Annotated in this window: 13 protein-coding genes; 4 read left to right on the forward strand and 9 right to left on the reverse strand. The window is 62.3% G+C overall.

From position 1 onward, the window contains the following. Positions 1-7: 7 nt before the first annotated feature. From IHQ71_RS26605 to IHQ71_RS26615, 3 genes are read left to right on the forward strand one after another with little or no spacing between them, the layout of a single operon-like run. On the forward strand, positions 8-766 hold the full coding sequence (locus IHQ71_RS26605; protein ID WP_258159406.1) for an SDR family NAD(P)-dependent oxidoreductase: 759 nt from the start codon (positions 8-10) through the stop codon (positions 764-766). 51 nt (positions 767-817) lie between these two features. Next, on the forward strand, positions 818-1,372 hold the full coding sequence (locus IHQ71_RS26610; protein ID WP_258159407.1) for a chromate transporter: 555 nt from the start codon (positions 818-820) through the stop codon (positions 1,370-1,372). A 1-nt stretch (position 1,373) separates the two neighbouring features. After that, positions 1,374-1,925: a chromate transporter gene (locus IHQ71_RS26615; RefSeq protein ID WP_258159408.1), complete on the forward strand. Its 552-nt coding sequence runs from the start codon at positions 1,374-1,376 to the stop codon at positions 1,923-1,925. Here the strand turns inward: IHQ71_RS26615 and IHQ71_RS26620 are convergent. The 3 genes from IHQ71_RS26620 to IHQ71_RS26630 are packed head-to-tail and all read right to left on the reverse strand — an operon-like array spanning position 1,922 to position 5,119. Further along, on the reverse strand, positions 1,922-2,935 hold the full coding sequence (locus IHQ71_RS26620) for a PdxA family protein (protein ID WP_258159409.1): 1,014 nt from the start codon (positions 2,933-2,935) through the stop codon (positions 1,922-1,924). The two genes, IHQ71_RS26615 and IHQ71_RS26620, sit on opposite strands and share 4 nt — an antisense overlap. After that, the gene (locus tag IHQ71_RS26625) at positions 2,932-4,032 is read right to left on the reverse strand and encodes a tartrate dehydrogenase (protein WP_258159410.1); all 1,101 of its coding nucleotides are present in this window, start codon (positions 4,030-4,032) and stop codon (positions 2,932-2,934) included. Before IHQ71_RS26625 ends, IHQ71_RS26620 begins: the two co-directional genes overlap by 4 nt. Positions 4,033-4,042: 10 nt before the next feature. Beyond that, on the reverse strand, positions 4,043-5,119 hold the full coding sequence (locus tag IHQ71_RS26630) for a tartrate dehydrogenase (protein ID WP_308737882.1): 1,077 nt from the start codon (positions 5,117-5,119) through the stop codon (positions 4,043-4,045). 135 nt (positions 5,120-5,254) lie between these two features. Between IHQ71_RS26630 and IHQ71_RS26635 the strand changes: the two genes are divergently transcribed. Next, a complete protein-coding gene (locus IHQ71_RS26635) occupies positions 5,255-6,214 on the forward strand; it encodes an alpha/beta fold hydrolase (protein WP_258159411.1) in 960 nt (319 codons plus the stop codon). Between the two features lie 180 nt (positions 6,215-6,394). Here IHQ71_RS26635 and IHQ71_RS26640 read toward each other — a convergent pair whose 3' ends face one another. From IHQ71_RS26640 to IHQ71_RS26665, 6 genes are all read right to left on the reverse strand, one after another. Then, complete coding sequence (locus IHQ71_RS26640; protein WP_258159412.1) at positions 6,395-7,465, reverse strand: isocitrate/isopropylmalate dehydrogenase family protein; 1,071 nt, start codon at positions 7,463-7,465, stop codon at positions 6,395-6,397. Between the two features lie 12 nt (positions 7,466-7,477). Then, a complete protein-coding gene (locus IHQ71_RS26645) occupies positions 7,478-8,578 on the reverse strand; it encodes an AbrB family transcriptional regulator (protein WP_258159413.1) in 1,101 nt (366 codons plus the stop codon). A 16-nt stretch (positions 8,579-8,594) separates the two neighbouring features. Further along, a complete protein-coding gene (locus tag IHQ71_RS26650; protein WP_258159414.1) occupies positions 8,595-10,010 on the reverse strand; it encodes an MmgE/PrpD family protein in 1,416 nt (471 codons plus the stop codon). Between the two features lie 122 nt (positions 10,011-10,132). Further along, entirely contained in the window at positions 10,133-10,855 is a 723-nt protein-coding gene (locus IHQ71_RS26655; protein ID WP_258159415.1) for an FCD domain-containing protein, read from the reverse strand. 147 nt (positions 10,856-11,002) lie between these two features. Then, entirely contained in the window at positions 11,003-12,721 is a 1,719-nt protein-coding gene (locus IHQ71_RS26660) for an iron ABC transporter permease (RefSeq protein ID WP_258159416.1), read from the reverse strand. 6 nt (positions 12,722-12,727) lie between these two features. Next, on the reverse strand, positions 12,728-13,774 hold the full coding sequence (locus IHQ71_RS26665) for an ABC transporter substrate-binding protein (RefSeq protein WP_258159417.1): 1,047 nt from the start codon (positions 13,772-13,774) through the stop codon (positions 12,728-12,730). Between the last annotated feature and the right edge of the window lie 13 nt (positions 13,775-13,787).

Genomic DNA, 13,787 nt, shown 5'->3' on the forward strand with positions numbered 1-13,787 from the left:
CAGCGACATGGCAGACAGACAGGATCTCAAGGGGCAGGTCGCCCTGGTAACCGGCGCAGCCCGCAATATCGGCCGCGCCATCGCGCTGGCGCTGGCGGGCGCCGGCGCTGATATCGCCATCATCGCGCGGTCCGACCAGGGGGCAGCGGACGCCGTGGCACGCGAAGTCGAGGCCCTGGGATGCCGGGCCACCGTGGTGCTTGGCGACGTCTCGCGCGAGGACGATGCGGCGCGGCTGGTGGACCAGACGGTCAAGGCGCTCGGCCGGCTCGACATTCTCGTCAACAATGCCGCCATTCGCCGCGAGGCACCCGTCGAAACGCTGTCCTATACCGACTGGCGCGATGTCATGGGCGTGACACTCGATGGTGCCTTCCTGATGATCCGGGCGGCGATCCCGCATCTTCTGGCCAGCGGACATGGCTCGATCATCAATATCGGCGGGCTGACCGCCTATACCGGCGCACCCAATCGCGCCCATGTCATTTCCGCCAAGGCCGGTCTGGATGGGTTGACCAAGGCGTTGGCGCATGAACTCGGGCCCCGCGGCATCACCGTCAACATTGTGGCGCCGGGCATGATCGAGACCAATCGCGCGCACACCGGCGGAGCTGAGCCCACCCATCACCAGACCACGCGCACGCTGGTCGGACGGCGGGGAACGGCCGAAGAAGTCGCGGCGGCCGTTCGCTATCTCGCCGGCAGTGACGCGCGCTTCACCAACGGCCAGACATTGCATATCAACGGGGGCGCATATCTGCCCTAATAGCCGACGCATTTCCTACGCATTCAGCATCCGTGGACATTGCCGATGTCTTTGTCAGAACCCGCCCCGCCGACCACGCCGCCAAGCCTGGCCGAGCTGTTCCTCCTCTGCTTCAAGATCGGTGTCCTCAGCTTCGGCGGCGGGCTGTCGGGCTGGCTCTATCAGGAATTCGTGCTGCGCAAGCAGTGGATCGACGAGGACACCTTTGCCAGCAGCCTGGCGATCTCGCAGATGTTGCCCGGCGCCAATGTGGTCAATCTGGTCATCTGCATGGGCGAGCAGTTGTGTGGCCCGCGCGGTGCGATCGTCGGCGTCGCGGGTTTTCTCGTCGGCCCGTTCTTCGCGGTCATCGGTCTCTATCAGCTCTTCGATTTGTTAGCCGGCTATCCGTTGCTGCCGGTGATCTCTGATGGCATCGCCTTCGCGGCAATCGGCCTGCTCTTGCTGATGTGCGTTCACGGTATCCGGCGCGCCACGCGTTTTCCGCCGTCCATCATCATCATCGCGGTCACCGCGCTGCTGGCCGGCGTGCTGCAATGGCCGCTGATTCCCGTGGCGTTGGTCATGGCGCCGATCAGCGTGGCGATGGTCTGGAGGCGCACCTGATATGCGCGATGGCATCCTCACCGGCCTCATCCTCGTCTTCGTGCCGTTCTCGCTGACCTCGATCGGCGGCGGCGGCGCCATTATCGCCGGCATTCAGAACGAGACGGTCTCCGTCCATAACTGGCTCAGCACCGAGGACTTCATCCACTTGTTTGCCGTTTCCAGGGCCGCGCCTGGACCTGGAATGATGTTGGCGACCGTCATCGGCTGGCATGTTGCGGGCTGGCTCGGCGCACTGGTCGCATCGCTTGCGCTGTTCGTGCCGTCGTCGCTGCTCTGCTACGCGGTGTTCCGCTGGACCAACGCGCATCGCGAAAAGAGGTGGCATCGCGCGATGCGCGAGGGGCTGGCGCCTGTTGGAATCGGCCTGATCATGGCCGGCGTGATCACGCTGTTCAGGGTCACCAATGGCGGCCTGCTCGGCCTGTCGATCGCCTGCCTTGCGACAATGATCCTCTACTTCGTTCCGAAGTTTCCGGTGTTGATCGTGCTCGCCCTCGGCGGCGCAATCGCCGCCGTCGCCTTGGGAGGATGGCAGGCGATTGGCTTCTAGTTCGCGAGACGCTTGAACCGGATCAACCGGCTGGCCAGCTTGATGGCATTCTCGATCGCGCCTGTATTGGCGATGCCCTGTCCGACGATGTCGAAGGCGGTGCCGTGCGCAGGCGTCGTGAATACGGTTTCCAGCCCGGCGGTTACTGTAACGCCGCGATTGAAACCCTTCATCTTGGTCGCGATCTGGCCCTGGTCGTGATACATCGCCAGCACGCCGTCGAACTCACCAGCAAAGGCCTTCAGATAGACAGTGTCTGATGGAAACGGCCCCTGGCAATCATAGCCCTTCGCAGCCATGGCCTGAACCGCCGGCCGGATGATCTCGATTTCTTCCATGCCGAACAGGCCGTTCTCGCCGCCATGCGGATTGAGTGCCGCGACCGCCAGACGCGGCGCCTCGATACCGGCCTTGCGCATCATGGTCGTGGCAAGTTCGATGGCGCTCTCGATCGCCGGCCCCGTTACCTGCTCCACCGCCTGTCGGAGCGAGACATGCGAGGTGACGCGCGACATCCATTGATTGTCGAGCACGTTCATCTCGCTGAAATAGCCCTGATGGCCGAGCAGGTGGGCGAACATCTTGTGCTCGTCGGGAAACTTCCAGCCGCCGTCATACATGGCGCGCTTGTTGAGCGGCGCGAAGGAAACCCCCTCGACCTCGCCTGATTTGGCGAAAGCGATGGCGCGCGCCAGGGTCTCGCCTGTCACCCGACCGGATTCGGCGCTGTTCCTGCCCGGCGGGTAGAGCGAGGGATCGGTATTGCCGATATCGATGATCGGGACGGAGGCGTCCGACCAATCCACGGCCGAGGGCCGCGCATAGGGCCTGAGCGCGAAGGAAACGCCGGCCTGCCGCATGCCGAGTTCCATCACCCTGGCATCGCCGACCATGACGATCCGCGCGTCGTTCTTCAGTCGGCCATCGCTCAGAATGCGGGCCGTCTGTTCCGGGCCGATGCCGGTGCAGTCGCCCGGCGTGAGCGCGATAACGGGGAGTTCGGTGCTCATGCTGCCCTCGTCTGGTTGGACGGATTCTTCAGCGCCGCTTCGATAGCCTTGCCGCATTCAATCGTGCTGGCGGTGCCGCCGAGATCGCGGGTCCGGGTAATGGGATCGGCCAGCACGGTCTGGATAGCCGAGACGATTGCCGCGGCGGCCTCGGGATGGCCGAGATGATCGAGCATCATCGCGCCGGCCCAGACCTGGCCGATCGGATTAGCGACCCCCTTGCCGGCAATATCCGGCGCCGAACCATGCACAGGCTCGAACAGCGACGGGAACGTGCGCTCCGGATTGATATTGCCCGAAGGCGCGATGCCGATTGTGCCGGTACAGGCCGGGCCGAGATCGGAGAGGATATCGCCGAACAGATTGGAGGCGACGACGACGTCGAATCGATCCGGATTGAGCACGAAGTGGGCGCAGAGAATATCGATGTGATACTTGTCCCAGCGCACATCGGGATAGGCCTTGCCCATTTCCTCGACCCGCTCGTCCCAATAGGGCATGGTGATCGATATGCCATTCGACTTGGTCGCCGATGTCAGGTGCTTCTTGCCCCGGCTCTGTGCCAGATCGAAGGCATAGCGCAGGATGCGGTCGACGCCGATCCGGCTCATCACCGTTTCCTGGATGACGATCTCGCGTTCGGTGCCGGGATACATCTTGCCGCCGATCGAGGAATATTCGCCCTCGGTATTTTCCCGCACGACGAAGAAATCGATGTCGCCCGGCTTACGGCCCGCCAGCGGCGACGGCACGCCGGGCATCAGCCGCACGGGCCTGAGATTCACGTACTGGTCGAACTCGCGGCGGAACTGCAGGAGCGAACCCCAGAGCGAGATGTGATCCGGCACGGTATCCGGCCAACCCACGGCGCCGAAGAAGATCGCGTCATGACCGCCGATCCTGGTCTTCCAGTCGTCCGGCATCATCTTGCCATGGGCGGCATAGTAGTCGCAGGAGGCGAAATCGAAATGATCGAAGGCCAGGTCGATCTCGAAGCGGCCGGCGGCTGCTTTCAGCACGCGCAGTCCCTCTGGCACCACTTCCTTGCCGATGCCGTCGCCGGGAATGACGGCGATCTTCAGGTGATTTGAGGACATGTCCACTCCTTCAGGTGTTGTCGCCGAGGATTGCAGCGATAACGGCTTCGGTCACGTCAGCGGTGGTCGCCGTGCCCTTGAGATCCGGTGTGTGCAGCTTGGTGTCTGCCGTCACCCGCTCGATGGCTCGCATCAACCTTGCTGCCGCTGCCGGTTCGCCGAGATGCTCGAACATCATCACCGCCGACCAGAATGTGCCGACCGGATTGGCGATGCCCTTGCCAGTGATATCGAAGGCCGAACCATGGATCGGCTCGAACATCGAGGGAAAGCGCCCCTCGGGATTGAGATTGGCCGTCGGCGCGATGCCGATCGAGCCCGAGAGGGCAGCGGCTAGGTCCGAGAGGATGTCGGCATGCAGGTTGGTGGCGACGATCGTGTCGAGCGAGCGCGGATGAAGCGTCATCCGCACGGTCATCGCATCGACCAGCATCTTGTCCCAGGTGACATCGGGGAAATCGGCAGCGACCTCGCGGGCGATCTCGTCCCACAGAACCATGCCATGCCGCTGGGCATTCGACTTGGTCACCACGGTCAGTAGCTTGCGCGGCCGCTTCTGTGCCAGTTCAAACGCGAAGCGCATGATGCGGCTGACGCCGGCGCGGGTGAAGATGGAGACTTCGGTCGCCACTTCCTCCGGCAGGCCGCGATGTGAGCGGCCGCCCTGTCCGGCATATTCGCCTTCGGAATTTTCGCGCACGATCACCCAGTCGAGATCCTCGGCCGTCACGCCGGCAAGCGGGCTCTTGATGCCGGGCAGGATGCGGGTCGGGCGGACATTGGCATACTGGTCGAAGGGCTGGCAGATGGCGAGGCGCAGGCCCCAGAGAGTCAGGTGATCCGGCACATCTGGCGCCCCGACCGCGCCGAAATAAATGGCGTCGAATTTCTTGAGTTGGTCGATACCGCCTTCCGGCATCAGCACGCCGTTGGCCTTGTAGAAATCCGAGCCCCAGGGGAAATTCTCGACCTTGAGCGAGAACTGGCCATCGCGGGTTGCGCAGGCGCTCAAAACCTCGAGCCCCGCAGCGATGACTTCCTTGCCGATGCCATCACCGGGAATGGCGGCGATACTATATTCTCTCACGATGGCGACCTCCCAAATTCACGCGCATCACTCGGATGCCCAATTTCGGAGGAATTGTCAATTATAAACTGTTGACAATTTACCAAAATGAGGATGAGTCTATCCTCATAAGCGAGGATCACGGAGGAGAGTGCAATGTCGCAACCCGTCACACAGACCAAATCTTCACGGCCGCCCTTCTCCTGGGAGAAAGGTCAACTCATGGAAGGCTTCCGCTACGAGCGGGTGAAGACCTCGGGCGCCGAGATCAATGTCGCGATCGGCGGCGAAGGGCCGCCGTTGCTTCTGCTGCACGGCAATCCGCTGACCCATGTCAGCTGGCACAAGATCGCGCCGGCGCTGGCGAAGAGTTTTACCTTGATCATGCCCGACCTGCGCGGCTACGGCGACAGCTCCAAGCCCGATGGCGGCGAGGATCATTCGGGCTATTCGTTCCGGTCGATGGGCCAGGACAATGCGGAAGTGATGACGCATTTCGGCTTCGATCGCTTCCAGGTCGCCGGACATGATCGTGGCGCGCGCGTCGCCTTTCGCATGGCGCTCGATTTTCCGGATCGTATCGAGCGCGTGGCAGCACTCGATATCGTGCCGACGCACCACGCGCTGACCAATGTGACGCTCGGTTGGGGCATCGAGGCCTATCACTGGTTTTTCATGGCGCAGAAGGCACCGTTTCCGGAGAAACTGCTGACGGCGGACCTCAGCTATTACATCGATTACAAGCTCAACAAGAAGGGCGTCGGGCTGGAGATTTTCAGCCCCGAGGCGATGGCCGAATACAAGCGCTGCACGACGCCGGAGCAGATTCATGCGGTCTGCGAGGACTATCGCGCCACCGTCGGCGTCGATCTGGCGATGGATACCGCCGACTACAACGCAAAACGCATGATCGCCTGCCCGGTTCTGGTTCTGTGGGGCAGCAACAGCCATTGCGGCCGCCATTTCAAGCCACTCGAAGCCTGGAGCACATGGGCGCCCGACCTGCGTGGCTGGGACGTGCCGACCGGCCACTATCCCGCCGAACAGCGGGCCGACCTGATCTATGATGCGTTCTGGGATTTCTTCAGTGGTCAGGAACCTGTGGCGGCGGCTTGAGTGACTGCTGTTTCACCGGCCGCGCAAGCGGCCAGTGTCGCTGTCCGCAAACCTCTCCTCCGTCATCCTCGGGCTTGTCCCGAGGATCTGGGACGGAAGATATTTCCGATTGTTATCAGGGATATAGCGAGGGCTCACCAGATCCTCGGGACAAGCCCGAGGATGGCGTTCGGGGTGGTATCACCCGATCGCCCTGATAATCCCCGCCGTCATCTCAGCCGTACCCGCCGTGCCTTTGATGTCCTGCGTCCGCGTCGCGGGGTTGGCAAGCGCCGTGGCAATCGCGTCCTGCATCATCTTCGCCGCTCGCACCGCCTCTGGAATCTTCCTGTTATGGCCCAGCCACTCAATCATCATCCGCGCCGACTCGATCATCGCGAAGGGATTGGCGATGCCTTTGCCGGCAATATCGGGCGCCGAGCCATGGGTCGCCTGCGCCATCGCCAGATTACCCTCGCCTATGCAAAGCCCCGGCGCCATGCCGAGCCCGCCGACCAGGCCGGCGGCCTCGTCGGTGAGGATATCGCCGAACATGTTGGTGGTAACAATGACGTCGAAGCTCTGCGGATCGCGGATCAGGCGCATCGCCATCGTATCGACGATCACTTCGTCGACGGTGACATCCGGGAACTCCTTGGCGACCCGGTGGCATTCCTCGACGAACATGCCGCAACCGAGTTTGAACACCGTGTTCTTGTGCACCAGCGTCAGTCGCTTCTTGCGCTGCTGGGCGATCTCGAAGGCGGCGCGCGCCACCCGTGACGACCCGGCCCGCGTGATCACCCGCACCGAAATCGTCACATCCTCCGTGGGGCGGAACTCGCCGGAGCCGGCGACGACATTGCGGTCGGGCTGGAAGCCTTCGTTGTTTTCGCGCACGATGACCAGGTCGATATCGTCATAGATCGCGCCGAGGCCGGGGAAGGACTTCGTCGGCCGCACATTGGCATACAGGTTGAAGCCCTTGCGCATGATCGGGTGCGGATTGATGGCACCCGGCACTTTCGGATAGGCCTGATGGCCGATCGGCCCGAGGATGAAGCCATCCATCCTGGCCAGCGTCTCCATCGTGCCCTCGGGAAAGGTCGATCCATGCGTGTCGAGCGCGGTGCGGCCGATCGGCATCGGCCGCCAGTCGATTCTGAGCCCCGTCTTGGCGGCTGCGGCACGGGTGACCTCGACGGCAGCGGGCACGATCTCGTGGCCGATATCGTCACCGTTCAATATGCCGATCACGAGATGATGTGACATGGTTCAGTCCTTTCAATCAGACGAAGCGCCAAGGCGGCGCGAGAGAGCTTCAAAAATGCGGAGTGCGAATAGGATGGTCGTCATCACCACGGCGATGCGGGTGATCTGGAAGGCGGTGACAATCGTGGAATCGAGATGCATGGCCGTGGCCGTGAGCACCATTTCGGTGACGCCCGCGGGTGCGAGTGCGAGAAGGCTGGTCACGAAAGGCAGCCCCGTCGCGTAGGACAGCAAGGTGGCAAGACCCGCCGCCGCCGCGAGCAGGAAGGCGGTGACGACCAGCGCCGAGACCGTCACCTGCGACAGGCGCCCAAGCAGTGATCGCCTGAAGCGGCAGCCGAGCCAGCATCCGATCACGATCTGCGCGATGGTGAGCGCAAGTGGTGGAATGGAGAACGGGCCGAGGTCGAGCCCTGCGACAACGGCCGCGATGATGGCGGGAACCAGAAGCCAAGTGTTGGGCAGTCGCAGCCTGCGCACCCAGAAGGCTGCAGCCGTCGAGGCGAGGAATAGCGCCAGCAATGGCCAGATCTCACCCGCGAGTGGCACCAAGACCGGTTGAATGCCCCCATCTGCGCCGAAGATCGTGACCAGGAAAGGCACGGTCGTCACGATTGCCGTAACCCGGATGAGATGAACGACCGCCACGATATCGCCATCGGCTTTCTTCTGATGCGCGACCACGGCCATCTCCACGACGCCTGCCGCGGCGGTCGCGAAGAAAGCGGTCCGGCTGTCGATGCCGGCCAGCCGCCTGAGGATGATCGCCGCGAGCATCGACACGAAGATCATCAGCACGATCGCCAGTGCCATGAAGGGCAGCAGCTTGGCGACAGTCAGGACAACGGCGGGGATGAAGCGCAGGCCAATCGCGAGGCCGACCACGACCTGGCCGATTTCGCGACCATAAGGCACGGCACGCAGCGGCGCGCCTGCCATCGCGGCGATACCGCAAGCCAGTAGTGGACCGAGCAGATAGGGAAGCGGTATCGCCAGCGATCGCGCAAGGAACGCGCCGGCGATACCGATGGCGAGGGTGAGCCCAATCCGGGCAACGGCATCTACCAAGGCTTTCAGCCTTGCGCCACCGCCGTGTTCCCCTCGATCGAGCATCACGATGCTTTCTGCGTCAGCCGATGGAGATCAGTCGCGACGACAGGTCATCGACCGTCTTGAGAGTATCGAGGACGCGCACGAGTTCGATGATCTCGTTGGCCTTGGCGGCTGCCATGCCGGCGAATTCGGCATTCTCGCGGAACTTGCCGGCGACCTCGTCATAGCTCATCGGGAAAGCCGGGCTGCCCTTGCCGAAATCGGCGCGGCCGGAGATCTTGCGGCCATCCGTCAGCGTGATGTCGATCAGAGTCGTCATCAGGTGGTAGCCTGCGGCCTCCGCCTCGTCGTCGATGACGAAATCGACCCTCTCGATCATCGCCTTGACGTCGTCGCGCTCGACTGCCGCATCGGTGAACTCGTTGAGACCCGCGCGACCCTCGAGCAGCAGGATCGCCATGCAGAATTCCATCGAGAATTTCGCCTGAAGCTCGTCCTTGGGACGATGATGGATCAGCGCGTTCGGCATGTTGGAATTGGTGCCCACGCGTACGCGGACGACATCCTCGGCCTTGATACTGTTCGCCTTGATCAGCCGCAGCATCTCGGTCATGCCGGGATGGGTGAGCGAGCCCGACGGATGCGGCTTGATTGAAATGCCCGGCTCGGCGAAGGTCCAGGGCGCCCCGAGCTTGCCATGGATGGCGCTCTGGTCGTAGCCGCCGCCGGCCGCCGAGAAGAAGCCGCGCGGGGCTTCGAGGATCGTCGGCGCCGCCGTCCAGCCGTAGGATGCGAACTGGGCAGCCGCGACGCCGCTTTCCGACGAGCGCCCGGCATGGAAGGGCTTGGTCATCGTGCCGAAATTCTCGCGCAGGCCGGCCGACTGGCTGCCCGCGATCGACAGCGCACGGAGCGTCGTGGCCACGTCGAGGCCCATCAGCTTGGCCGCAGCCGAAGCAGCAGCGAATGTGCCGCAGGTCGCGGTAGCATGAAAGCCGGTCTGGTAATGGCGCGGGTTGATCGCCTCGGCGATCTTGCACTCGACTTCGACGCCGAGATGATAGGCCAACATGAAATCCTTGCCCGATGCCTTGGTCAGCTCGGCGATCGCGAAAGCTGCCGGCAGCGCCGGCGCGGTCGGATGCGTCAGCAGGCCGTAGACCCGGTCCTTGGCGACGGCGAGCTGGGTGTCGTCGTAATCGTCGGCGTGAATGCCGACGCCGTTGACGAAGGCGGCGAAGCGCGGGGAGACCTTGCGGCCAGCGCCGATCACCGTGGCGGCACCATCGGCCAGACCCAGGTCATCGAGGTGGCGGCGTGCCAGTTCGCCGCTCTTGGCAACCGAACCGGACAGAGCTAGGCCAAAGCCATCGAGGATGTGCTTCTTGCCGAGTTCGATGACCTCGGCCGACAAGTTCTCGTATTTCGCATCGACCACGAATTCCGCGACGTACTTCGTCAGCCCGACATCGACAGGGGTTTGTTGGTTCATGCGAAAATCCTCCTCACGCATTTCAAAACTCTGGGAGGACTGTGCAAATCAGATTGTTAATTGTCAACAGTTTTTTGTTTGCAAAGGCGATACGGCGATATTTCTCGCTCGTTTCTCGCATCTTATGAGGGAGTATTGGTGGCCCTCGGCGCAGGAGTGGGCTGGCCCGCCTTGCGGGTCCGCTCGATGCCGTTGAGGATATGGGTGCGCGCCGCGATCAGGCTTTTTACCGGATCGCGCGCTTCGAGTGCATCGACGATGGCGCGATGCTCCTCGTTTGAAATGTGCAGAACGTCGTGGCTGGAAAGGGCACGATAGCGCTGGATATGCAGTTCGCGCACGAAGCTCTGGTAGATCAACTCCAGCCGTTTGTTGCCGGCCATGACAGTGAGCTGTTTGTGGAATTCGAGGTTGACCGGATAATAGACATGGACGTCACCGATCGCGACGATTTCGTCCATCCGCTGCAGCAGCGCGCGGAGAATGGCGATCTGCGCATCGGTGATCCGCTCGGCCAGCATCATCGCCATGCATCCGAACACGCCGGCACGGGCCTCGGAGAGATCCTGCGCCTCGTCATTGGTTAGCGCCCGGATGAAGAAGCCGCGATTGGGGATGATCTCGATCAATCCCATCGCCGCAAGCGCGCTGCAGGCTTCGCGGATCGGCCCGCGGCTGACGCCCAGGCGCTGCGAAAGCCCGTTCTCGTTGACCCGCTCGTTCGGCTTCAGTTCGCCGTCGATGATCATCCGCTCGATCTCGGCCTGCACCACGTTGGCAAGGGAGCGGGTGCGAAGAAAATCAATCGCCGAGATATTTTGCGGTGCGTTTGTTAGGTCTGACATAAGCGGGCCATTGTAACGGGTCCATCGGAAAGGCGTAGGCGCCATGCCATTACTGGCAGGCATCCATGATTTCTCTTACCAGCAATCATATATGTTTGCGACTGCCGACAATTGACACTCCCCGGCTTTATTGGCCTCGCCAAGTGATCAACCCCGCGAGTTCATTTGCGACCCGCCAAGCACCGGCAGCCGGTTGGCCAGGAAGACGACCAGGAAGGACACGGCGAGCAGGATGATGCCGAGCACGCAGATCGCGCCCAGATCGCCGCTTTCGTTGAGGTCGTAGATGATCACCGAAACCAGCTTGGTATTGGCCGTGGTCAGCAGGATGGTGGCCGACAATTCGCGGATCGTACCGACGAAAACGAAGCACCAGGCCGCGACGACGCTTGTCCGGAGCAGCGGCGCCGTGATGTCCCACAGCGTCCTGAGCCGCGAGGCGCCCATGACGCGACCAGCCTCCTCCAGTTCCGGATGCACGCCCGAAAACGCGGATGACATCTGCTGGTAACCGGCAGGCAGTTCAATCGTCATGAAGGCGATCAGCAGGATCCAGATCGTGCCATAGAGCTGGAAAGTCGGGTTGGCATAGCTGAGGAACAGGCCGACGCCGAGCACGATGCCAGGCACCGCCACCGGTGCCGTGGCCAGCACACCGAGGAAGCGCGCGCCCGGTATCGACCGCCGGATGACGAGATAGGACACGACCAGAGCGATCGCGGTGACCGCCGTCGCCGTCAGGAAGCCGAGCAGGAACGTGTTCCATAGCGCCAGCCGCGTTGCCGAGAAATCGAACAACACGAAGTTCCAATGGCTAAGCGTGATCGTATCCCAGTTGATCGGGTCGCCGACCGTGCCGGTGAAAGCCGTCTTGATGATGGCGAGATAGGGAAAGATGATCGTCAGGCTCAGAATGCCGCCGACAAATGCCACGGCAGCCCATTTCCAGCGCCCAAGCTTCGTGATGCGCGGCGTGCCGCTCTTGCCGCCCAGGACGGTATAGCCCTTCCGGCCCAATATGGCCTTCTGCGCGCGCAGCAGCATGATGGTGATGATCAGCAGGGGAAGCGCCGCAGCCGCAGCAAGTCCCAACCGGGGCGGGAACTGGAACAGGCTCCAAATCTTGGTGGTGATGACGTGGAAGCCGGCGGGCAGTGCGAGGATCGCCGGCGAGCCGAACATGGTCAGCGCCTGAAGTATGGCGATCAGCGTGCCGGCGAGCATGGCTGGCAGCACCAGCGGAATGGTCACCTTGCGCAGCGTCGTCATGGAACCGCCGCCGAGAATCGCGGACGCGTCCTCGAGATCGGACGGCACGCGGTCGAGCGCATTGGCCACAAGCGTGAACACATAGGGAAAGGTGAAACAGGCAATCGCGAAGACCAGACCGGAGAACGTATAGATGTTGACCAGATAGGCCGAGGAATCGAGGCCAAGGATCTTGCGGTAGAGAATGTTGACGATGCCGCTATTCGGCGCCGCCAGGATTTCATAGGCGATGGCGCCGAGGAATGGCGGCGTGACGAAGGACGCCGTCACCAGGATTCTTACGATCTTGCGCCCGGGCAGATCAGTCCGGGCGACAAGCCAGGCCATCGGCGTCGCGATGATGCAGGCCAGCACGCCGACGGCGAGCGCCATGCCGATCGCCAGCGCATAGGCCCGAACCAGGGTCGGATCGGCCACCAATGCGACGAAGTTTTCGACCGTGGCGGAGCCATCGGTATCGCTGCGGAAACTGTAATAGGTCAGCCAGAAGAGTGGCAGGAGAACCAAAACGCTCAGGACGAGGGTCAGCAGAGCGAAAGTCGGCCATGAAAGGTCGATGCCGCGGCGCCGACCCTGTACCTGAGCGTTACTGGTCATGATGCATCAAGTCCCGAAAAACTTTTCATAATTAGCCTTGATCGTCGGGATTTCCGGTTCGAGCTTGATCGGATCGGAGTGCAGGACCTTGATCTTGGACAGCGGCGTCCGGTCTGCTTTTTCCTTCACATCGGGATGGAAGGAGCGCAGGCCGCCGAAATCGCTGTTGAGCTGCTGGGCTTCGAGCGAAAAGAGGAAGGCATAGAACAGCTTGGCGGCATTGGGATGCGGCGATTGCTTGAGCACCGCGGCATTTCCGACAGCCAGCGGCGTGCCTTCGTCGGGATAGACGATCTTGATCGGCTTGCCCTCATCGATCAGCCGGAAGACATTGTATTCATTGCCATCGACTTCAAGCGCCCGTTCACCCTGCGCCAGCTTCTTCGGCGGTTCGGTGGAAGACTGCACCTGCATGATTTCCTGGGTGCCGAGCTTTTCGAAAAAGTCCCAGCCGAGCAACTGGCTGAGCACGAAAGTCGAAGTCATGACCGTGCCGCTATAGCCGGGATGGGCCTTGACCATCTTGCCCTTGTACTTGGGATCGAGCAGGTCCGTCCATGTCTTCGGCGCGTCGGCCTCGGACATCAGATCGGTGCGATAGGCCATGACCGCGAGATGGGCGCGATAGACAGCGAAATTGCCGTCGGGATCGCGCTCGTCGGCCGGCCACTTGTCGGCGACTTCCTGCGGCACCATCGGTGCCAGCCATCCCTGGCGCTTGAAATATTCGAAATGCACCGCGTCTGACGTCTCGATCACGTCTGCATTGTAGATGCCCGTCGAGTACTCTTGGCCGATGCGCTGGAACACGCGTTCGGATCCGGCGCGCTCCACTTGCACGGCGATTTCCGGATATTTGCTCTTGAACAGTTCGGCAAGCTTTTCGGCAACGGCCACGTCGGTTGCGGTATAGAAGACCACATTGCCTTCGGTCTTGGCGGCAGCCTCCAGTTCAGGTGTTATCTGATACGGCGCCGGCGCCTCGGCCGAGGCGTTGGTCGACACCGCAAGCGCCGATACGAAAAGCACGGCGGATAGAGTTTTCTTCCACATATTCACTTCCTCC

The organism is Rhizobium sp. TH2, from assembly GCF_024707525.1.
In the GTDB taxonomy this organism is placed as follows: Bacteria; Pseudomonadota; Alphaproteobacteria; order Rhizobiales; family Rhizobiaceae; genus Rhizobium_E.